Source organism: Enterobacter sp. H2G27 (genome assembly GCF_054403075.1).
Genome location: NZ_JBSVSI010000001.1, coordinates 1,980,132 through 2,001,303 on the forward strand (window position 1 = coordinate 1,980,132; position 21,172 = coordinate 2,001,303).

The 21,172-nt window shown below is 52.6% G+C and carries 23 protein-coding genes and 1 pseudogene; 15 read left to right on the forward strand and 9 right to left on the reverse strand.

Annotated features, from left to right (window positions below; genetic code table 11):
- Nucleotides 1–24: 24 nt before the first annotated feature.
- From ACW9E7_RS09410 to ACW9E7_RS09430, 5 genes are all read left to right on the forward strand, one after another.
- Complete coding sequence (locus tag ACW9E7_RS09410) at nt 25–1,464, forward strand: sensor domain-containing diguanylate cyclase (protein ID WP_458727646.1); 1,440 nt, start codon at nt 25–27, stop codon at nt 1,462–1,464.
- A 119-nt stretch (nt 1,465–1,583) separates the two neighbouring features.
- Nucleotides 1,584–2,549 (forward strand): sensor domain-containing diguanylate cyclase, encoded by a 966-nt coding sequence (locus ACW9E7_RS09415; RefSeq protein WP_115875055.1) that lies wholly within the window; start codon nt 1,584–1,586, stop codon nt 2,547–2,549.
- Nucleotides 2,550–2,631: 82 nt separating this feature from the next.
- Complete coding sequence (locus ACW9E7_RS09420; protein WP_133294414.1) at nt 2,632–3,159, forward strand: GNAT family N-acetyltransferase; 528 nt, start codon at nt 2,632–2,634, stop codon at nt 3,157–3,159.
- A gap of 117 nt (nt 3,160–3,276) precedes the next feature.
- Nucleotides 3,277–4,728: a tagaturonate reductase gene (locus tag ACW9E7_RS09425; protein ID WP_458727647.1), complete on the forward strand. Its 1,452-nt coding sequence runs from the start codon at nt 3,277–3,279 to the stop codon at nt 4,726–4,728.
- Nucleotides 4,729–4,930: 202 nt separating this feature from the next.
- A complete protein-coding gene (locus ACW9E7_RS09430; protein WP_458727648.1) occupies nt 4,931–5,845 on the forward strand; it encodes a bestrophin family protein in 915 nt (304 codons plus the stop codon).
- Here the strand turns inward: ACW9E7_RS09430 and ACW9E7_RS09435 are convergent.
- Complete coding sequence (locus ACW9E7_RS09435) at nt 5,833–6,381, reverse strand: GNAT family N-acetyltransferase (RefSeq protein ID WP_458727649.1); 549 nt, start codon at nt 6,379–6,381, stop codon at nt 5,833–5,835. The two genes, ACW9E7_RS09430 and ACW9E7_RS09435, sit on opposite strands and share 13 nt — an antisense overlap.
- 134 nt (nt 6,382–6,515) lie before the next feature.
- On the opposite strand from ACW9E7_RS09435, the gene ACW9E7_RS09440 reads away from it, so the two are divergent.
- The 7 genes from ACW9E7_RS09440 (at nt 6,516) to ACW9E7_RS09470 (ending at nt 12,590) form a co-directional block, all read left to right on the forward strand.
- Complete coding sequence (locus tag ACW9E7_RS09440) at nt 6,516–7,103, forward strand: hypothetical protein (RefSeq protein ID WP_458727650.1); 588 nt, start codon at nt 6,516–6,518, stop codon at nt 7,101–7,103.
- An 11-nt stretch (nt 7,104–7,114) separates the two neighbouring features.
- The gene (locus tag ACW9E7_RS09445) at nt 7,115–7,585 is read left to right on the forward strand and encodes an N-acetyltransferase family protein (RefSeq protein WP_458727651.1); all 471 of its coding nucleotides are present in this window, start codon (nt 7,115–7,117) and stop codon (nt 7,583–7,585) included.
- A gap of 12 nt (nt 7,586–7,597) precedes the next feature.
- On the forward strand, nt 7,598–8,038 hold the full coding sequence (locus ACW9E7_RS09450) for an N-acetyltransferase family protein (protein WP_458727652.1): 441 nt from the start codon (nt 7,598–7,600) through the stop codon (nt 8,036–8,038).
- A gap of 145 nt (nt 8,039–8,183) precedes the next feature.
- Nucleotides 8,184–9,179, forward strand: coding sequence for an alpha/beta fold hydrolase (locus ACW9E7_RS09455; RefSeq protein WP_458727653.1), 996 nt, complete (start codon nt 8,184–8,186; stop codon nt 9,177–9,179).
- Nucleotides 9,180–9,223: 44 nt separating this feature from the next.
- Complete coding sequence (locus tag ACW9E7_RS09460; RefSeq protein ID WP_133294419.1) at nt 9,224–9,964, forward strand: response regulator; 741 nt, start codon at nt 9,224–9,226, stop codon at nt 9,962–9,964.
- Entirely contained in the window at nt 9,961–11,262 is a 1,302-nt protein-coding gene (locus ACW9E7_RS09465; RefSeq protein ID WP_458727654.1) for an ATP-binding protein, read from the forward strand. Before ACW9E7_RS09460 ends, ACW9E7_RS09465 begins: the two co-directional genes overlap by 4 nt.
- Before the next feature lie 137 nt (nt 11,263–11,399).
- Nucleotides 11,400–12,590 carry a cytochrome c biogenesis protein/redoxin gene (locus ACW9E7_RS09470; protein ID WP_458727655.1) on the forward strand — a complete coding sequence of 397 codons (1,191 nt, stop codon included), beginning with the start codon at nt 11,400–11,402 and terminating at the stop codon, nt 12,588–12,590.
- A 5-nt stretch (nt 12,591–12,595) separates the two neighbouring features.
- On the opposite strand, the gene tam is transcribed toward ACW9E7_RS09470, so the two are convergent.
- Nucleotides 12,596–13,354 carry a trans-aconitate 2-methyltransferase gene (gene tam, locus ACW9E7_RS09475; RefSeq protein ID WP_458728383.1) on the reverse strand — a complete coding sequence of 253 codons (759 nt, stop codon included), beginning with the start codon at nt 13,352–13,354 and terminating at the stop codon, nt 12,596–12,598.
- Nucleotides 13,355–13,789: 435 nt separating this feature from the next.
- Here tam and ACW9E7_RS09480 point away from each other — a divergent pair, with 435 nt between their 5' ends.
- Nucleotides 13,790–14,428, forward strand: a complete 639-nt coding sequence (locus ACW9E7_RS09480) for an acyl-homoserine-lactone synthase (protein WP_271367875.1) — start codon at nt 13,790–13,792, stop codon at nt 14,426–14,428.
- 14 nt (nt 14,429–14,442) lie between these two features.
- Here ACW9E7_RS09480 and ACW9E7_RS09485 read toward each other — a convergent pair whose 3' ends face one another.
- Together ACW9E7_RS09485 and ACW9E7_RS09490 are read right to left on the reverse strand one after the other, a co-directional pair.
- Nucleotides 14,443–15,135 carry a helix-turn-helix transcriptional regulator gene (locus tag ACW9E7_RS09485; RefSeq protein ID WP_111964585.1) on the reverse strand — a complete coding sequence of 231 codons (693 nt, stop codon included), beginning with the start codon at nt 15,133–15,135 and terminating at the stop codon, nt 14,443–14,445.
- A 305-nt stretch (nt 15,136–15,440) separates the two neighbouring features.
- Nucleotides 15,441–16,025 carry an NUDIX hydrolase gene (locus tag ACW9E7_RS09490; RefSeq protein WP_127730894.1) on the reverse strand — a complete coding sequence of 195 codons (585 nt, stop codon included), beginning with the start codon at nt 16,023–16,025 and terminating at the stop codon, nt 15,441–15,443.
- A gap of 86 nt (nt 16,026–16,111) precedes the next feature.
- Between ACW9E7_RS09490 and ACW9E7_RS09495 the strand changes: the two genes are divergently transcribed.
- On the forward strand, nt 16,112–16,885 hold the full coding sequence (locus tag ACW9E7_RS09495) for a DeoR/GlpR family DNA-binding transcription regulator (protein WP_458728384.1): 774 nt from the start codon (nt 16,112–16,114) through the stop codon (nt 16,883–16,885).
- A gap of 38 nt (nt 16,886–16,923) precedes the next feature.
- Here ACW9E7_RS09495 and ACW9E7_RS09500 read toward each other — a convergent pair whose 3' ends face one another.
- The 4 genes from ACW9E7_RS09500 to ACW9E7_RS09515 form a co-directional block, all read right to left on the reverse strand.
- Entirely contained in the window at nt 16,924–17,286 is a 363-nt protein-coding gene (locus ACW9E7_RS09500; RefSeq protein ID WP_115875067.1) for a TIR domain-containing protein, read from the reverse strand.
- Nucleotides 17,287–17,435: 149 nt separating this feature from the next.
- Complete coding sequence (locus tag ACW9E7_RS09505) at nt 17,436–17,807, reverse strand: VOC family protein (protein WP_115875068.1); 372 nt, start codon at nt 17,805–17,807, stop codon at nt 17,436–17,438.
- A 94-nt stretch (nt 17,808–17,901) separates the two neighbouring features.
- Nucleotides 17,902–18,345 carry a PACE efflux transporter gene (locus tag ACW9E7_RS09510; protein ID WP_115875069.1) on the reverse strand — a complete coding sequence of 148 codons (444 nt, stop codon included), beginning with the start codon at nt 18,343–18,345 and terminating at the stop codon, nt 17,902–17,904.
- A 75-nt stretch (nt 18,346–18,420) separates the two neighbouring features.
- Nucleotides 18,421–19,383: an NAD-dependent epimerase/dehydratase family protein gene (locus ACW9E7_RS09515; RefSeq protein ID WP_458727656.1), complete on the reverse strand. Its 963-nt coding sequence runs from the start codon at nt 19,381–19,383 to the stop codon at nt 18,421–18,423.
- Between the two features lie 94 nt (nt 19,384–19,477).
- Here ACW9E7_RS09515 and ACW9E7_RS09520 point away from each other — a divergent pair, with 94 nt between their 5' ends.
- The gene (locus ACW9E7_RS09520) at nt 19,478–20,386 is read left to right on the forward strand and encodes a LysR family transcriptional regulator (RefSeq protein ID WP_458727657.1); all 909 of its coding nucleotides are present in this window, start codon (nt 19,478–19,480) and stop codon (nt 20,384–20,386) included.
- Between the two features lie 374 nt (nt 20,387–20,760).
- Here ACW9E7_RS09520 and ACW9E7_RS09525 read toward each other — a convergent pair.
- Nucleotides 20,761–21,096: pseudogene (locus ACW9E7_RS09525) on the reverse strand (helix-turn-helix domain-containing protein); the annotation flags it as partial.
- Between the last annotated feature and the right edge of the window lie 76 nt (nt 21,097–21,172).

Here is a 21,172-nt window from a genome sequence, read left to right on the forward strand (position 1 = left end):
AGCTTTCATATGGAATGATATTTAATGCGTTCTGCTCTTACTGCCTTCAGGCCGTTCCAGGTTGACACGCCGCTGCGAAATGCATCGACGATCTTTATCCTCACCACCTTATTCTATGTTGTGGGCGCGGAGTTACGGCTCGTTGAGGCCCTCTCTCTGTTCTGGCCGCTGAATGGCGTCATGGCAGGGATCTTCGCCCGCTATGTTTACCTGAATCGCCTGCACTACTATGCGGTATGTTATGTCGCGATGCTGTTGTACGACGCGGTGACGACCAACTGGGGTATCGCTTCAGCGGTGATCAACCTGTCTAACATGATCTTTATCGTTGCCGTCGCCGTGCTGATTCAGCGCGACAAGCGGCTAATGAAGAAAACCCCGGATCCGCTTAACGCATTACGCCTGTTTAACTACTGCCTGATTGCCGCGCTGCTTTGTGCCTTGCTCGGCGCGGTGGGGTCGGTTGGGATTGACAGTCACACCTTCTGGCCGCTGTTTGCCGACTGGTTTAGCGAGCAGTTCTCAACCGGCGTGCTTGTTGTGCCTTGTATGCTCACGTTACGCATGCCCGGGCGTGAACTCAGGTTACGTCTGGAGCAGTTGCTGCCTGTGATTGCGCTGATCGTCTCGGTGGTCGCTTCGGTGGTGATTGGCGGAGCGGGGAGCCTCTCGTTTCCTCTGCCTGCACTTATCTGGTGTGCGGTTCGTTACTCATTGCCTGCGACCTGCCTGCTGACGTTTATCACGGGCGCCACTGAAATCATTTTGGTCGCCAATTCGATTATTAATATTGCCGTGGCGACGCCGTTTACGACGCCAATGATGTTTTCAGCCCGGCTGGGGATCGCCACGATGGCGATCTGTCCGGTGATGGTCTCCGTCAGCATGGCGGCGATTAACTCCCTGATCCGTCAGGTTTCGCTCAGGGCGGATTATGACTTCTTAACGCACGTCTATTCGCGTTCCGGGCTTTATGAGGCGTTAAAGCAGGAAGAAACCTACCGGCATACACGTTTTCTGACCGTCATGCTGTTGGATATTGATTATTTCAAAAGCATTAATGATAACTACGGCCACGAGTGCGGAGACCGCGTGCTGGCGTCGTTTGCCCGACAGGTTCAGCAGGTTGTCGGTGAAGACGGCATGGTGGCGCGCATGGGCGGGGAAGAGTTCGCGGTGGTAGTTAATTCAGGCGACGCGCAGCACGGTTTTGAACTGGCTGAACGTATCCGGTCCACCGTGGCCAGCCATCCTTTTACATGGCGCAACCAGACCCTCTATCTGACGGTCAGTATTGGCCTCGGAAGTGGAAAGGCAGAGTCATGGCAGTTGACCGAGGTCTTCAACAAGCTCATGGCCGAGGCGGACGATCATCTCTATCGTTCAAAAAAAGCGGGTCGAAACCGTACCAGCGCCCGGGTGGCGGACGAGCAAATTGCTACGCCCTCCGGGAGTGAAACATAGCTGCGTTAATCGTCATAAGGCATTGACGTGAATAGTAAGCGGCTTAACAGGACGTCAGAACACTGACAATGCCTCTGTTTAAGCTACGCTTTTAGTAACGCTTTACGTCAGGAGACATTATGAAAGCACCTGCAACCCCTGAAAATGAAACGGAACGTCTCAACTCGCTGCGCGAGTCTGGTTTGCTTGAGATTGACAGTTCCCCGGCGTTTGACCGCTTAACGCGTCTGGCAAAACGCTTTTTCCAGGTGCCGCTGGCGATGGTCAATCTTATCGATGAGCATTCGTTGATCGTCAAGTCGGCTGATGGTCAGGCACCGAGCGCCGTTCCGCGTAACATCTCATTCTGTGGACATACGATCCTCACCGAAGCGCCGCTGGTGGTGGGGGATATGCTTCAGGACGATCGCTTTGCGGATAATCCGCTGGTGGCCGGTGAGCCGCGCGTGCGGTTTTACGCGGGCTTCCCGCTGCGCCTGCGTGACGGCGCGAGCGTGGGCTCGCTGTGCCTGATTGATTACGCTCCCCGTGAGTTTTCAGCGTCCGACCTCGCCGTGCTGGGGGACCTGGGCGCGCTGGCGGAAGATGAATTTGCTGCCATCAGTGCGGCGACCACGGATGAATTAACCGGGTTATTCAACCGTCGGGGCTTTAATCAGCTTGTACGTTTCACGCTTTCCGTTGCCCGGCGCCGGGCTGAGCCGCTGACGCTTGGCTGGCTGGATTTGGATCGTTTTAAGGAAATTAACGATCGCTACGGCCATGAAGAGGGAGATAAGGCGCTGAAAGCCATGGCGCAACTGATGCGCAGCTCTTTCCGTGAAGCAGATCTACTGGTGCGTTTTGGCGGGGACGAGTTCGCCGTGCTGTTTGCGGATACGGATGAGCAGGGGGCCTGGATTGCCATGCAGTATCTCGCTGAGCAGGTGGAACACTATAACGCCCGCAAGCTGCATCCCTGGTCGCTTCATTTCTCATGGGGGCTTAGCGAATTCGATCATAACGGCAACGACCTGCAGCAGTGGTTAAAAGATGCCGATGAAAAGATGTATGCCATGAAACAGCAGCGCCAGCGCGCCCGGTGACATAATAAAAACGTATGTTCGATCCGTTTGCGTTAAGAAGATGTTAAATGCACAGTGATGGTATTCAACGTAAGGAAAAACAATGAATACCTCACTGCAAATCAAAAACCTCACCCGAGACGAAATTCTTACCCATATTGATGCGCTGGCCGGGATCCTCGAAAACTGTGTGAACGGCGGGGCATCCGTCAGCTTTATGCTCCCTTATAGCCTGGATAAGGCCCGTATTTTCTGGCGCGGTATTGCCGAAAGCGTAGCGCGAGGCGAGCGGCTGGTGCTTGTCTGCGTCGATGCGCAGGACGGCATCATCGGAACGGTGCAGCTGATCACAGACCAGCCGGAAAACCAGCCGCATCGGGCCGATGTGGCAAAGCTGCTGGTTCATGAGAAAGCGCGCCGGAAAGGGGCCGCGATGGCATTGATGGAAGCGCTGGAAGCTGAGGCCCGGGCCAAAGATATTTCGGTTCTGGTGCTTGATACCTCCACCGGCAGCGGGGCCGAAACCTTCTACCAGCGTGCCGGCTGGCAAAAGGTTGGTGAGATCCCGCGCTACGCGCTGATGCCGGACGGTGCCATGACGGCCACGTCCGTGTTTTATAAGTTCCTGTAAATATTCTGCACAACTACGCGACGTATTGATCAAAACAGGGTTTCTGGTCGTTAAGTTTTGATAAGTTATCGTACCAATCCTATCAGGCTGTATGACTAATCATAAAAGGAACCCCTTGTGAACACGCTCAACCGTCGTGATTTTCCCGGTGCTCAATACCCAGAACGCATCATTCAGTTTGGTGAAGGCAACTTCCTGCGTGCGTTTGTCGACTGGCAAATCGACCTGCTAAATGAACATACCGATCTTAATGCCGGCGTGGTTATCGTCCGTCCTATTCAGAGCGATTTTCCACCGTCGCTGAGCACTCAGGATGGTCTCTATACCACTATCGTTCGTGGCCTGAACGGGCAGGGGGAAGCGGTGAGCGAGAGCCGTCTTATCCGCTCCGTTAACCGTGAAATCAGCGTCTACGAAGACTATGACGCGTTTCTGAAACTGGCTCGCAATCCGGATATGCGGTTTGTTTTCTCGAATACCACCGAAGCGGGTATTAGCTACCACGCAGGTGACAAATTCGACGATGCCCCTGCAGTGAGCTATCCGGCGAAGCTGACGCGACTACTGTTTGAGCGCTTCAGCCACTTTAACGGCGCGCCGGATAAAGGCTGGATCATCATCCCGTGCGAACTGATTGACTACAACGGAGATGCCTTACGTGAACTCGTTCTGCGCTATGCGCAGGAATGGGCGCTGCCTGTGGCCTTTATCCGGTGGCTAAACGACGCCAACTGCTTCTGCTCGACGCTGGTAGACCGTATCGTGACCGGTTACCCGCGCGATGAAGCGGCTGCGCTTGAAGCTGAGCTGGGTTATCACGATCGGTTCCTGGACACGGCTGAACATTTCTATCTGTTCGTTATCCAGGGGCCAGCATCCCTTGAGCACGAGCTTCGTCTGGATAAGTACCCGTTAAACGTGCTGATTGTCGATGACATCAGGCCTTACAAAGAGCGCAAAGTCGCCATCCTGAACGGCGCGCACACGGCGCTGGTACCGGTCGCGTTCCTGGCCGGGCTGGATACGGTAGGCGAGGCGATGAATGATGCCGAGGTCTGCGCGTTCGTCGAAAAAGCGATTTATCAGGAGATTATTCCGGTCCTCGATCTGCCGCGTGACGAGCTGGAAACTTTCGCCAGTGCGGTAACTGGGCGTTTTCGCAACCCCTACATCCGACACCAGCTGCTCTCCATCGCGCTTAACGGCATGACCAAATACCGCACCCGCATCCTGCCGCAGCTGCTGGCAGGGCAGAAGGCTACGGGGCAATTACCAGCACGCCTGACGTATGCTCTGGCCGCACTGATCGCTTTTTATCGCGCGGAGCGTAACGGGGAGAACTATCCGGTGCAGGATGATGCATGCTGGCTGGAACGTTATCAGCAGCTGTGGGCGCAGCACCGCGATCGGCAGCTGAGCACCCGTGAACTGGTGCAGTCGGTGCTCAGCGTGAGTGAGCACTGGGAACAGGATCTGACGCAGGTGAACGGTCTTGTCGACCAGGTGACGCTGGATCTGGATGCCATTCTGCTTAAGGGCATGCGCGCCGCGGCTAAACCGCTTTGTTAATAGATTCACCCGGCTTCGGCCGGGTTTGAATACGACATTATTTAGTTACAACATACTATTGTCTTTGTTTTTAAAAAAACACATGCACCACCGTGCGGTTTTCGTAACTCAGGGGAGAAAATGCAATGTTCCGTTAACATGCTTGCAACGGTGACGGGGATCACGTTTAATAGCCTCGCTCTTTTCTTTCCTGAAACTCACTATGATCGTTCGTCCTAAACAGCACTGGCTACAACTGATTTTTGTCTGGCACGGTTCGGTACTTCCCAAGATCTATACCCGATTGCTGCTCAACTTCCTGCTTTCTATCGCCGTTATCCTTATGCTGCCGTGGTATACCTCGCTGGGGATCAAATTTACCGTGGCGCCATTCAGCATTCTCGGCGTGGCGATCGCTATCTTTCTGGGTTTCAGAAACAACGCCTGTTATTCACGCTACGTCGAGGCGAGGCTGCTCTGGGGGCAGCTGATGATAGCGGCACGCTCGCTGTTTCGCGAGGTAAAAAACACCTTGCCTGACGATAAGCATCTGGGCGAATTTGTCCGCCTGCAGATTGCTTTTGCCAATTGCCTGCGCATGACCCTGCGCCGGGAGCTGAACGCCGAGCAACTCTCTCGCTATCTTTCTCCGGAAGATTTACGTCAGGTGATGAACGCCAACTCACCCGCAAACCGTATTTTACTGATCATGGGGGAGTGGCTGGCCGTGCGGCGGCGTAATGGAGAGCTCTCAGATATCCTGTTCCACAGCCTGAACAACCGTCTAAACGATATGTCCATCGTCCTGTCCGGCTGCGAGCGCATTGCAACCACGCCTGTGCCGTTTGCCTACACGCTGATTTTGCACCGCACTGTGTATCTGTTCTGCATCATGCTGCCGTTCGCGCTGGTTGTAGATCTGCACTACATGACGCCCTTTGTCTCGGCGCTGATCTCCTACACCTTTATCTCGCTGGACACCCTGGCGGAAGAGCTGGAAGATCCGTTTGGCACCGAAGATAACGACCTGCCGCTGGACGCCATCTGCAACATGATGGAACGCGATCTGCTGCAGATGAACGATGAAGAGAACATCCCGGAAAGGCTGATGCCGGATAAACATTATCAGCTGACCTGACGGACGTTCCACTCTTCGCGGGTGATTTCCCACAGCTCGGAGTCCAGCATCCCGCTAACGTAGGCTTTCTTTTCAATTCTGATAAGCCGCATGCCGCTACTGTCTGAAATACGTCGGGAGCGGCTGTTAGCGGCGGCTTTCGGCGCGCGCAATACGGGTTTGTTTAGCGTGTTGAACCAGTAATCCGTCGCGGCAATGCTGGCTTCACGCATATATCCCTGACCCTGGAACTCCGGCGCGAGCCAGAACCCGCGGTTGTTGTCCTCGACGTCGTACAAGCAAATAATGCCCATCAATTCATCCGGCACCTCACGTCGCCGGATGCTCCAGAACCAGGCAATCCCTTTTGCCATATCCGGCAGCGCCACGTTGTTGACATAGTTTTCTGCACCATTATCCGGGTAGGGCCAGGGCACGGAGGAGACCATATAGCGGACGATCTCCCAGCGCGGATAAAGCGTTTGTATCTGGGCAGCATCTTCGGCTACCAGCGGTTTCAGCAGTAAGCGTTCTGTCGTGAGCGTCGGTATCGTCATGCGCGGATCTCCCTGTTTAGGCGTTATGCTTTTGTTTGCGTTCTGGTATTTTCATCTCTATCACATTCAGTTGAGGCGTGCTGGGTTCATTCCCTACCAGAAATGGGCATCCTTTCTTTAATGGCGAAATATTAATGAGCTTTGTGTCTCTTTTAACCGGACGGGTTTTCCAGGATCTCCTGCAGCATGGCAAAGAGATAGAGGAGGCTATTGCTCATCGTGATACCCGCCTTCTGGATAATTCCACTCCCGAGCTGGAACGGTATTTTTCGCGTCCCCTCAGCGAGCTTCCGCGTCAAAATCCTTATCCGGTAGCTGCGCTGTTACCTCTGTTTTTAGTGGCGTTTGCGCTAAACCTTTTGCCTTTTCTCAGCACATTGCAGGGTTTGTCACCTTTACATCATGCATTGAGCTTTTTCTTACCATCATTGATGATGACAGGCGCGCTGATTGTGACAAGCGTACCACTGGCTCGTGGAAAGACGTCGGGATTGTCGGGCTTTATGGCGTTGTTTATCATCCTGCTGATAACGACCCTCGTTCAGGGTCTACATATCCTGCTTTCCCATGATGGAAGCCTCTGGCCGCTCGTCATTGCATCTTTCGCGCTGTTACTTTGTCGGGTGGTGATGAACAGCAGCGGCTTTGTGCTGTTTACGCTCTATTGTCGTACTCAGCGTCTTGCCAGATTGGCACGGGAAATGCGGCTAAAAAGCCGTTAAAGGGGGAGGTTATGACATTACGAAAAGCCACGCCGCAGGAAGCCGAAACACTCTGGAACATTCGCAACCAGGCGATTCGTCACGGCTGTAAAACCAGTTACGATGCCGACGTCATTGCGCGCTGGACGCCGGATCTGATGCCCGAACGCTATCGGCAGATGGTCATTGAATACCCTTTTTACGTCGTGGAAGATGAAAAGGGCGACGTTGCGGCGACCGGCTATCTGGATCTGGATACCCACTGTCTGGAGGCGATATTCACCTTGCCCGCGGCATTCGGTAAAGGCATGGCGACCCGGATTATCGAGGCGCTCCAAAATGAAGCCCGTAGCCGGGGGATAACCCGTCTGAGGCTGGATGCAACGCCTAACGCCCAGTCGTTTTATCAGAAATTGGGGTTTGTCACGCTGCGCGAAAACTATCATCACTCGCGTATGGCGGGGGCTGATTTACGCTGTTTTGAAATGGCAATTGACCTGTAATGTGAGGAAAAAATGGCAGTTACGGTAAGATCTTTACGCGCAGAGGACTATTCCCAATGGCGACCGCTGTGGGATGGTTACACCCATTTTTATGATTGCTACCTTGAGGAATCCGTCACCGCAGCGACGTGGGAAAGGGCGCTCTCAGCGCATTCATCGATGTTCTGCCGGGTGGTCGAGAAGGACCAAAAGGTCATCGGTTTCGCGATGTGTATTCTGCATGAGGGAACCTGGTCTACCGCGCCCATCTGCTATCTGGAAGATCTGTTTGTTGATGCAGATGAACGCGGGGCGGGAGCAGCTAAAGCGCTCATTGACGCCCTGATTGAGGAAGGCAAGCGCGAAGGGTGGTCAAAACTGTACTGGGTCACCCGGGAGAACAACCCGGCGCGTAAACTCTATGACAAATACGGTGAGGCTGACGATTACGTCCGCTATCGCCTCTCCCTTTAAGGCGACAACGCCTGTGTTTGTATCACACTGTATCAAGGTCCCGGATACATACACAGGCTTGCAATAAACCCGCTTTCGCACATATCCGCTATACACTGCAGTGTTGTTATATCCCCGTGAATTGTAATCAACCGGAGATACCAACATGTTTAGCAAACTCGCGTACTCGACCCTTGCACTGACCGTTTCGCTTGGCACCGTGATGGCCTGTCAGGCTGAAGTCACCGGCACGAATGTCGCGGCCGCCTTTGATCATCCGCAGCAAATTAACGCCGGCGATCTGAACGTCGGCTATGTCGACCTCGGCCCGAAAGACGGTCAGCCGGTTATTTTACTGCACGGCTGGCCCTATGATATTCACAGCTACGCCGAGGTTGCACCCGCACTGGCGACAAAAGGCTATCGGGTGATTGTGCCTTCTCTGCGCGGCTACGGCACCACGCGCTTCCTGTCAGCCAAAACGCCGCGCAACGGCCAGCCTTCAGCCATGGCGAAAGATATTGTGAACCTCATGGACGCCCTGAATATTAAGCAGGCGGTATTTGCAGGATATGACTGGGGTGCCCGAACGGCAGATATCGTTGCGGCGCTGTGGCCCGAGCGCGTTAAGTCACTTGTTTCAGTGAGCGGGTATCTCATCAGCAGCCAGCAGATTGGCAAACAGCCGTTGCCGCCAAAAGCGGAGCAGCAGTGGTGGTATCAGTTCTACTTCGCCACCGCGCGCGGTGCTGAAGGCTATGCGAAAAACACGCATGACTTCGCCCGTTTAATCTGGTCTCAGGCCTCGCCTGACTGGAAATTTAGCGATGCTGTCTTTAACGCCAGCGCCAAATCCCTCGACAACCCGGACCACGTCGCCGTGACGCTCAGCAACTATCGCTGGCGCTTAGGGCTGGAAAAAGGTGAGCGCAAATACGACAGCTACGAGCAGAAACTGGCCACGCTGCCGAATATCACCGTTCCAACGATCACCATCGAAGGTGGGAACAACGGCGCGCCGCATCCTGCACCGCAGGCCTATGCGGGTAAATTTACCGGTAAGTACGAGCACCGCACTTTTGGGGCCACCGTAGGGCACAACCCGCCTCAGGAAGATCCGCAGGATTTTGTTAAGGCCGTTGTTGACGCTGACAAACTCTGAAATGTGCTATTTTCAGTACGTTACCCTTCGGTCTGGAGATTTCGGTGGAGCATATTGATCATATCCTTGTCGTCGATGACGACAGGGATATTCGTGAACTGATTGTCGATTACCTCGCTAAGTCTGGTTATCGCGCGACGGGCGCGGCCAACGGCAAAGAGATGCGCGTCGTGCTGGATAAACAGCATATCGACCTGGTTGTGCTGGATGTCATGATGCCCGGCGATGACGGCCTTACGCTGTGTCGAGAGCTGCGCGTCGGGAAACATAAAGATCTCCCCATCCTGATGCTGACGGCGCGCAACGAGGAGACGGACAGGATCCTGGGTCTGGAGATGGGCGCGGATGACTACGTGGTGAAACCATTTGTCGCCCGCGAGCTGCTGGCGCGTATCAAAGCGATTTTACGGCGTTTTCGCACGATGCCGCCCAATCTACAGGTGACGGAAGCAGGGCGGCTAGTGATGTTTGGTGAATGGCAGCTCGATACCGTCGCTCGCCACTTAATCGATCCGGAAGGGGTAATTGTGGCGCTCAGCGGCGCGGAGTATCGGCTGCTGCGCGTTTTCCTTGACCATCCGCAGCGCGTGCTGACCCGTGACCAGCTGCTCAACCTGACGCAGGGGCGAGACGCCGAGCTGTTTGAACGCTCAATCGACCTGCTGGTTAGCCGGGTTCGCCAGCGTCTCAACGAAGATGCCCGCATGCCCGCTTATATCAAAACCGTGCGCAGCGAAGGCTACGTTTTTACGATGCCGGTGACCATCAAAGAGGTTAACGAATGAGGCTCTGGCCACGCTCGCTGCTGGCCCGTTTGCTGCTAGTCGTGCTGGCCGGTCTGCTGCTGGCTAACGCCCTGAGCCTGACGCTGGTCATGGTTGAACGCATGCACAGCGCCCGCACGGTGATGCTCGGTAATCTGGAAAACGATGTCGCAACCAGCGTCGCCATATTAGACCGCTTACCGGCGAGCGAACGTGCCGCCTGGCTGCCGCGGCTTGAACGGGGTAACTATCGTTATATTCTGGGCACAGGGGAACCAGGCGCAGCGCCGACGGATAAGCGTTCGCAAGATGCTATCCGAACCTTAGACGCGACGCTTGCCGCGCATTACCCGCTTAGCTTTACCGCGGTTCCTGGCGCCATTTCACATATTCAGGCCCATCTTACGTTACGCGATGGCGCACCGTTGACCATTGACCTGATCCCGCGCATGCCGCCCGTCGCCAGCTGGCTACCGGTCGTTCTCATCCTGCAGCTGCTGGTTCTGGCTGTCTGCTCCTGGATAGCCGTGCGGCAGGTCGTGCGGCCTTTTTCACACTTTACCCGCGCGGTGGATGCGCTGGATCCGGCGGCCAGCACGCCAATGACGGAAAAAGGGCCGCTTGAGGTGCAGCGGGCAGCGCATGCCTTCAACGCCATGCAGGCGCGCATTGAGTCTTATCTCCGGGAACGCGCGCAGATCCTGGCCTCGATTTCTCACGATCTCCAGACGCCCATTACCCGCATGAAGCTGCGCGTCGAAATGGCCGGAGAGCCTGAACTTCGCGACAAACTCCTGAACGATCTTGATAACATGTCTCGTCTGGTGCGGGAGGGCATTGCGTATGCCCGGTCATCGGAATCACTGGAGGAGACGTCGCTTAAGCTGGAGCTGAACGCCTGGATCAACAGCATCGCCTGCGATTACCAGGACATTGGTAAAAACGTGCACTTTCAGGCAGGCGAAGCCCGCTTGCCCATCGTCACGCGGCCGCAGGCGCTTCGCCGGGTGATGACCAATCTGCTGGATAACGCCCTCAAATTCGGCGAGCATGCTGCGATTTCAATAGACGATTCATCAGACAGCGAGGTCATTATTCACATTGTGGACGACGGACCGGGGATCCCCGAAACCGAGCTTGAGGCAGTTTTACAGCCGTTTTATCGGGTTGAAACCTCGCGCAACCGCGAGACTGGCGGGACAGGACTCGGACTGGCGATCGCCGCGCAGCTCACCGCTCAGCTGGAAGGAAAGCTCAGGCTGGCGAACCGTAACGGGGGCGGGCTGGACGTCTCCATTACGCTACCGCGCCGTGAGTAAAATTGTACGGCTTTGTATCTCCCTACCTGGGCGATACAGAGCCAGACAAAACCCTCGCATTTACACATATCCTGAACACATCCGCACGCTGAAATAGCCTCACTGCAGCGTCGCAGGACTTGTATTGTGAGGTTTCTATGTTTCTGGTTATCGCTTTTCTGGGTGGGATGATAAGCCTGCTCAGCCCATGTACGCTCCCGGTTATTCCACTTTTGTTCGCCGGTTTCCAGGGCCAGCGTCGGCATATTCTGGCCCTGCTGGCGGGGATGATCGTGATGTTTACCCTGGTGGCGATGGCCGTCACCGTCGCCAGCGAGTGGATCGCAGAGGCAACCATCGTCGGGCGCTGGGTCGCGCTCGTCATTCTGGCCACTGCCGCGCTAGCCTTAATTTTCCCGTCTTTCGCCCAGCGTATTGCGGGACCGGCCGTCAGCGCGGGCAATGTTCTCAACACCCGAAGCGGGCAAACGCGCGGAATGGCATCGGCTTTTCTGGCCGGGCTTGCTGTAGGACTGCTCTGGTCTCCCTGCGCCGGTCCCATTCTGGGTGCGATTTTCGGCATTAACATTGCGGGGCATTCCGCTATTACCACCGGCGCTCTGCTGGCCGCCTATGGCAGCGGATGCGCAATGATGCTGGGATTACTCGTCATTGGAGGCCGCACGCTGATGGCACCTTTAAGGGCAAAATCGGCGCTAATGGAAAAGCTGCGACAGGGTGCAGGCGTTGTGATGTTAGCGACCGTCGCATTTAACGCGACGGGGATGACTTCGCTGCTTAAAGGGGCAAACGGCGTCTCGGACCGTCTTGAAACCGCGCTGTTAAATCTGACGAAACCCACAGCCACGCCGGTGAAGCTTGAGCCGATAGTGATTACAGAGCCCAGCAGTCAGCTGCCTTCGCTCAGCGGTGGAACAGGGTGGGTGAACGGTGACCCTGTCACGTCTGAATCGTTACGCGGGAAGGTTGTACTTATTGATTTCTGGACGTGGGACTGCATTAATTGCCAGCATACGCTCCCCCATGTGCGGGAGTGGGCCACTAAGTACCAACCGCAGGGTCTGGTGGTGATCGGAGTTCACACCCCGGAATACCCCTGGGAAAAACCGCTTTCGTCGGTTAAAAATGCGGTGAATAAATGGCAACTGCCGTATCGGGTGGTCACGGATAACAACTATAAAATCTGGAATGCTTTCGGCAACCAGTACTGGCCAGCGCATTACTTTTTTGATGCCAAAGGGCAGCTGCGCTATACCGCCTTTGGCGAGGGTGACTATGAGCAACAGGAAAAGGTTATCCAGCAGTTGCTCAAAGAAGCTCGGTCATAGCCCGTTCAGGGCTGGCGTTGAGCCACGATAAACAACCGGGGGAAAGCCAGCAGTATCTGCCCGTTTTCCTGAAGCGGATACTGCTCTTCCAGCAGTTCATGGTAGCGTTTCAGGAAACGTTTCTGCTCGCTTTCATTCAGTTCCTGGAGCCAGGGCCGCAGGCCGGTGGCGCTTACCCAGTCAATAATGGCCTGATGAGAGCTCATTTTGTGATAATAGGTCGTCCGCCAGATATCCACGTCACAGCCAGCCTCCGACAGAATATCGTAATAAGCATGTACGCCTGGCAGAGGCTCGCGGCCACGGTCTGGGTAGTCTTGCTCAAGCGCCACTTCACGCATCGCCACATGGGTCGGTTCCAGCCAGTTGTCAGGCATCTGGATCGCCAGTACGCCATTTAGCTTAAGCAGGGAGACAAGATGCGGCAGGAGATCGTAATGGTCCGGAACCCATTGCAGCGACGCGTTGGCATAAATCAGGTCCAGCGGCTGGCCAGGCTTGTACTGACGGATATCCGCCTCAATAAAGTGGCAGTCAGGTAAGGCTGCGCGCGCTTCCTCAAGCATAGCAGGGGAGTTATCGACCCCGGTAATGTGAGCAGAAGGCCATCGATGCTTCAATAGCGCCGTGCTGTTTCCTGGTCCACAGCCCAGATCGGCGATGGTAGCGATCTCATCCAGAGGAATTCTGGCGAGCAGTTCTGCAGCTGGACGCGTTCTTTCTGCGCCAAATTGCAGGTAAAGAGAAGGGTTCCAGTCGGCCATCATCAATTCTCCGTTTGGCATGCTTCTGGAAGAATAGCACAGGCAGGCGCCTTCAAAGCGGTACGGGAGAGGTTAAGGGCAGATGAATTCCGCAGATTCTGTGAAACAACAAAGAGGAAAAAATAAGCAAATAGAAATATTACCCCTTAAAGGATTAAGGGGCAATGTTTTTATTGTAATAATTTTATGATTATTGTTTTTTAATATTTTATCGGCAAAGTGCTTCTTATGTTCTGTACCCGAAACTTTAAATATTAGATAATAATCGATGGGTATATCCCTGGTGTTTCATAGGTCTTTGACCTCCTGACCGCTTAGTTTTGCGAGAACTTCGTGGTCAGGTACTTTTTAAGTATAGGGAATATGCGGCACAATGAAAGCTGTCCTAAGAGACAGGTGAAACTAGTTTCAGGTGTTATTATCAGGAACATGAGAATGAATTCTGTCATTGAATTTTTTTTACACGACTACGATGAATTACCACCAGCATTAGCGCGCGAACTCTACAGACTCAGGAGAAAAACTTTTCGGGACCGACTCGACTGGAAGGTGGAATGCGTCGAAGGTATGGAAAAGGATCAATTTGATTCCCATAACACGACATACTTACTGGGTATGTATGATGGGCAGCTGCTATGCGGCGCGCGATTTATTAACGCAACGCAGCCGACAATGATAAGCGAGATCTTTCACAACTATTTCGATAATCCCATTGTTTTTCCAGAAGATGTTCCCTGCTGTGAAGTGAGTCGTTTATTTTTAGATAAAGAAATACGAGACTCCGCAAGCCTTCAGGGCGTGCCCGCCAGTAAGGCATTGTTTCTTGCAATGATTATTTATTGCATTAAGAATAAATATCATGGGATGTACGCAGTAGCCAGCCGTGGTATGTATGCCATATTTCGCCATGCTAACTGGAAAGTTGAGGTTATTCAGCGCGGTGTTTCTGAAAAAGGGGAGGTTATTTACTATATTTACATGCCTGCCAGTATAGGCATTATTGAAGACATTATTAGCAAAGATAAATCCAGTCACTGGCTTCGCGAAATGCTCGAGCATCTACACCATTTATAACCAGTGGCTGAGGCTTACTCCTCCAGTAACCGGAGTTCCGTTCCAAGTTTTATTGCGTGTCTGGCATTATTCACACCGAGTTTTTTCATTATATTGCCCATATGGAATTTAACGGTGCGCTCGGCAATAGACAAAATAACAGCAATTTCTGCGTACGTTTTCCCGGCACTGACCCATTTAAGGATTTGGCGCTCACGTGGCGACAAGAAAACATTCTTTTTCTGCTGATGCTGGCTATACAGATTGAGTGTCTTCTGATGTAACTGGACAAGGAAGCGTAGAAATTGCGGCCGATACTTATCTATGTCAATGCCAGAATGCTTAGGACTGATGACGGATAAGACAACAAGATTATTCAGATAGTCATGCAGAGGAAACGTCTGTCCCTGGTAAATATCATACTGGACACTTTCGTCGAAAATGCGTGTCAGGTTGTAACCATCCGACAGCACGACATCACTTTCCCAGAAAAAATCTTCAACACAGCGCAAAGCCCTAATAATGACAGGGTCAATGAACTGGTATTTTCTTTCAAGGTAGATATTAAACCACTCAGGGCTATTATTGATTATCCTCATCTGTGAAGGATCTTTCTTGTTCATAATAGCGTAGGCAAAGACGATCCCTTTGAAATCCTCAAAAAACGCGTCAAGCTCACTCTGAATTAGCGTATTGATCGTTATGTCGTTGTAATATGTATCCTTCACGTGAGATGCTGCCTCCTGTTCGAATGGAGGAGCAAGTATAATATGCTTCGTTATCCGTAGCGAGTCGCATTTTAATCCAGATAACAGATAAGACAGGCTACCTCAGCGGGCAGCCTTGTGAACGTTTGGCATTTTTGAATGGTAAATGCAGATGACTCAGGGAATTGTTGATGATTTTATCGAATTGCGAAATCGTTCACTAAATATAGTAGGCTGCAAAATTTAGGAGGTTTTCCCTTTTCTTACGCGTAACGTACAAGCATACCGTTTACATACGTCTATAAATCAGGATTTAAACCAGTAGGTTACAGAATACCTTTAAGGGCAACATGATACAGCAGCATGATGGTTTTACCGTCGACAATCTTGCCCGTTTCAATGCTGCGTAAAGCCTCTTCAAGGGTCATTTCCAGCACGTCGATATCTTCTCCTTCAGCCTTGATCCCGCCGCCTGCGCTGGTTCTGTCATGTGGTTGGTACTCGGCAAGATAAAAGTAGAGTTTCTCCGTGACGGAGCCTGGGCTCATATAGGCTTCAAAGATTTTCTGCACGCGCGAAACGTGAAATCCGGTCTCTTCTTCCGCTTCTGCTTTAATGCGGCTTTCGGGATCCATGTTGTCCAGCAATCCTGCTGCTGCCTCAATTAAATCGTCTTCATGGCCGTTGATAAAGACAGGGAAGCGGAACTGGCGCGTCAGGATCACCGTCTTTTTCTCACGGTTATAGAGTAGAATCGTCGCGCCGTTGCCACGGTCATAGACTTCCCGATGCTGCCGCTGCCATTCACCATCACGCCGCTGCAGGTCAAAGGTGTATTTTTTGAGGATGTACCAGTTGTCTGACAGGGTTTCACTGTCGATGATGCGCACATCTGCACGTTTTGATTGCACGAATGTCCCTCCTTACGTAGAGTAATGATCATAAACAGCATCATCATGCATGTTCAGGATAAAACATGCAACATCAGGAATTCACCATGCTCACCAGTCAGCGAAAACAATTGATCCTTGAGAAGCTGGGTGCCGAAGGTCAGGTACAGTCAAAAGCGCTCAGCATTCTCTTTGACGTCTCTGAAGACACCATCCGGCGCGATCTGCGCGAGCTGGCGGCAGAAGGGCGTTTGCAGCGTGTTCACGGCGGCGCGCTGCCGTCATCTTCCGCTATTGCTCCGTTTGCCGAACGGCAATCCGTGAAGATGGATGCGAAAAAAAGGGTGGCCCGAAAAGGGGCACAGCTAATTTCATCAGGCCAGGTGGTGATTGTCGACGGTGGCACGACAACCTCCGAGCTGATTACGTTTTTCCCTCCTGACTTGCGCATCACCGTGGTGACGCACAGCCCGAGCATTGCTCTGGGGCTCGTTGATCATCCTTCCATTGAGGTGATTTTGATCGGCGGACGCTTGTATAAACATTCAATTGTTGCGGTCGGCGCTGCGGCCATCGAAGGCATAGCGAATATACATGCGGACCTGTTCTTTATGGGCGTGACCGGCATTCATCCTGACGCGGGGCTGACAACCGGTGATTTCGAAGAGGCATGCATCAAACGTGCATTTTCCGGCAGAGCCGCGGAGACGGTTGTTCTGGCTTCTCCGGAAAAGATCAACACCGCGTCTTCGTTTGTGATTGGCGATGTGTCTTCGGTAAATACCATCGTCGTTGAAGACGGTACAGATAAGGACTGGGTCCGCGCGGTATCGGAAAAGGGCGTATCCGTCGTGCTGACCTCAGATCGTGCCCCCCTCTGACAGCCAGCCTTTGACCACGGGCTGGCTGACGTCCCGGATTAAGCTTCTGGAATGTTTTCAAGCGCGGTATAAACGATGAGACCATATTTTCGGGCTACTTCAATATCCATATCGGCACCTTTAGACGCACCGGCAATACGATAAATCGCATCGCATTTAGCGATGAGGCGGTGAGCAACGGGGTACAGCATCGCTTCGCTGATTTCATCACCCACCGTTATTGAGCCTGCGGCTTTTGCCAACGGCAACGCAAGCCATTCACCGATGACCGGAATGTGGCCACGCTGGTATACGGCTAATGCTGCGCTTTCGAGACGCGCCAGATTCTCATCAATTCGTGCCTGAACGCCATCGGTTCCGCTGCGATAGGGACCGGCAATTAAAATCAACTGTTGTGTCATAAATACCTCTGTCAGTGTTGTTGCATGAAAATGCACATTTACAGACGAGACTTTACGACATCACTGGCCAGGAATGCAGCTTTTCGTGCAGTATCGTGCAGAAAACCGCATGAGTAAATCGTTTTACGGGTTCTGAAAGACCCGTTGAGCTACTCGCTCTCCGGCGTATGGCACACGGCCTCGATGTTATGTCCATCAGGTGAGATGACAAAAGCGGCATAATAATTTTCACCGTACGAACGCAATCCCGGCCCGCCGTTATCACGTCCGCCAGCGCGCAGCGCGGCATGGTAAAAATCATCAACCTGCTGACGCGTATTAGCCACAAACGCCAGATGCAGGGGCGCGGGTTTGTCATTTGTATGGAAAAGGCAAAGTGAAACGTCCCCTGAGCTCATTTCAACACCATACTCCGGCGCGCCTTCATCGATGATTTTTACTCCAAGCGGGCGAAGTGCCTCGAGGAAGAAAGTTTTACTTGTTTCATAATCGCTGACGCCGAATTTCACATGATCGAACATTATCGACTCCTCAAAAGAGATAGAGAAATGAAGAGTATAGAAGGTGAGAGGAGTCGAATACGATAAAAGGCGTGTCAATGTGACAGGTATCTCTCTACATAGCAGACCGTTTCCGCCCAACAAATGTCCAGCGCAGGTAGTCGTAAATCCAGTTAAACAGTAACGTGTACGGCAGGAAAAACAGTACAAGACCGATCTCAACAAAAAATGCCTCAGTCACTGTAAGATTCAGCATAACCATCGCGACAGGAATTAGGGTGATGATGAGTCCCGTTTCAAAACCTACCGCATGGATCGCTCGAATGAGAAACGTCCGTTGAAAGCGGTATTTTTTCTGCAGCGAGTCGAAGAGTTTATTAAAAATAAAATTCCAGACCGTTGCGGTAAGGGCTGATATCACGGACAACGAGCCCGACTGGAGTACCGACACGTTCATCAGCCAGGCAAGAGACAGCGCGATAATAATGTTGGCCATCACTTCAAAAATGACTGCGTGGAAAATTCTCTCTTTAACACTTTTATTTAATTCAATTTCCATTTGCTTAGGGCTGCGTTTTTCAAAAGCTGAAGTATATCAGACCTCGTTCAACCCTTTCTAAACGTACAGGTTATGTTAAATGCAGCCCAGGCCCGCTAATGTGGAATGTACAGCTTCAATAAGAGGGGTCTGGGGCTCATGGCCCAAAAAGGAAATCAGTTTTGAATTATCCATTTCTATTGACTGCTCCCAGAGATAACGCATCTCCTGCATTTCATGAAGTGTGGTATTAAAGGGGCTTATCGCCGAGATAAGCCACCAGGGAAACGATTTCACCTTCGCCTGAATACCGGCACGCTCCGCGACGTGCTTTATGGCGGCAGTCATCGCTGTCCCGTCAGGATCCCAATGCCCGCGCATATGGAAACTGGCAAACGGTTCGAGTTCCTCCCGACGCGACAGCAGTGCAACGAGCGTTTCGGCGACATCCGGCAGATAAGCCCACTGGTGGCCTGCGCCGGTTTTCCCTGGGTTTTGAATTATCTTCGGTGGTTGCCCCGGTTTGACCAATCCCTGCGAAAACCAGTTATTGCCGGCATGGGGACCAAAAAAGTCACCTGCACGTAAAATCAGCACCTTTCCGCCACGCTGCGCATAGTCTGCGAGTTCCTGCTCCATTTGCACCCGTATAGCGCCTTTTCGGGTAAACGGATTCTGAGGAGAATCCTCGCGTAAGAGGGGAAAAGCATCCGGGCCGTAGTTATAAATCGTGCCCGGCAGAACGATTAACGCACCGTTTCGCTCCGCTGCATTTATGGTGTTATGTAGCATGGGCAAAACCAGCTGTTCCCAGTTTCGATAACCCGCAGGGTTAACGGCATGGACAATAACGCTGCATTCGCACGCCGCAGCCTCAACCTGTTCTGCATTCTGCGCATCACCGCTTATCCACGAAATGCTTTTGTTGCGATCGTCAGTTTTCGGAGCGCTGCGGCGCAATGCACGCACATCCCATTCTTCACGGAACAATTTGCGGGCTACTTCGCCACCGATCCCACCCGTTGCGCCCAGTATCAGTACCTTATTTGTGTTTTTCATCGTTTGACCCTTATTGGATATCTGCTTGACATCATAATGACCGCACGGGCTAAATGTAATTGCATAATATTAGCCAGCAGGTATTCATTTTTGTATGAAGCTAAATATCCCGTGGGAATGGTATCGCACCTTTCTGGCCGTGATGAGGGAAGGGTCTCTGTCAGGGGCCGCACGCAGGCTTGCCATTACCCAGCCAACCGCCGGACGCCATATTGCGGCGCTGGAGTCAGCCCTGGGCCTTGTTTTATTTACCCGTTCGCAGACCGGATTGCAGGCCACGGATGCAGCCGCTGAGCTGAAGGGTCATGCGCAGGCGATGGAAAATACGGCCATGATGATTGAGCGGTCGGCAGCCAGTTTCAGTTCCGGCGCAACCGGATTACGAGGCATTGTGCGCGTCGCCGCCAGTGAAATCATCGGCACGGAGGTTCTGCCTCCAGTGATTGCACAGATAAAGGAGGAATACCCGCAAATAGTTATTGAACTGGTTTTGTCTAATCGCGTTCAGGATTTACTGAACCGGGAAGCGGATATTGCCGTACGCATGGCCACGCCGGTGCAGGAGCAACTGATTACACGTCGGATGGGCAGGGTTGAAATAGGTCTTCATGCCGCGCCAGCCTATCTGTCACGATGTGGTGCTCCGGAAAGTATTGATGAGCTATTCACCCATACGCTCGTGGGTTTCGATAATACGACTCCCTTTATTTTACAGGCACTTAAACAATATCCACAGCTAAGCCGTGAATTGTTTACCGTGCGGAGCGACAGTGATATTGCACAATTAAACCTCATTCGTGCAGGAGCGGGTATCGGTATGTGCCAGGCACAACTGGCCGATTTTTCTCCGCCGTTACAGAGGGTCATGCCTGATTTCTTTGCATTTCATCTCGACACCTGGCTGGTGATGCATGAGGATTTACGCCATAGCCAGGCCTGTAAAACGGTGTTTGAGTATCTTGCGGAGGGTTTGCAGGCTTATATCAACAGGAAAAAACGGTAAGTAAGCGTGGGAAGAACAGTACCGTCAAGCTGGCGTGCTATCTGCGTTTTAAGGAATGTGAAATGCGTAAGTTCAGTTCAAAGTTCTGATGCGGCAGATGAGCGTATTCAACACGGCCTTTGCTTTGAGCAAAAGCTGGATGCACAGTAAGCTGTGTCAGCTAAGACTCTTTAATAGACCGTCAGCATCCAGGCAACGATGCCCACAAAACACCAGATTTCCCCTGACTTCATATTGGTGCGCATAATGTATATTATGTTAAATTGCATTTAATGGACATTTAGTTCATATACTTCCACAGTCTTCCGGCAATCATGTTCTTACATCATCCCTGCTATTTCTCTTGTTGTGCATCATGTTTACCCGCTGATCAACGCAACAAGAATCCGCTGGCACAACAGCCACAGCGAGAAATTCTCCCCCGTCGATTGCTGAAATCGCCGGGTAAAGCTGCGACGGCTCATGAGGGCTTTCTCCGCCACGCAGTCCAGCGTGATTGCTAACTGTAAATTCTCCGTTGCCCAGGCCAATGCGTCGGTGAAATAATCTCCTCGACGCGTATTCTGAACCGGCAACTCCACAAATTGCCGTTGTCCACCCTGACGATGAGGTGGTACAACCAACAAACGCGCCACGCGGTTGGCTACATCCGCTCCCCACGCCTGCCGTACCAGATGCAGGCAGCAGTCAATACTGGCTGCCGTTCCCGCTGGAGAGGTACATTTTTATAAGACGACCTTCCTTTTTTTACTCAGGCAGTTCCCCCCTGCCTGATGTTGTTTTCAA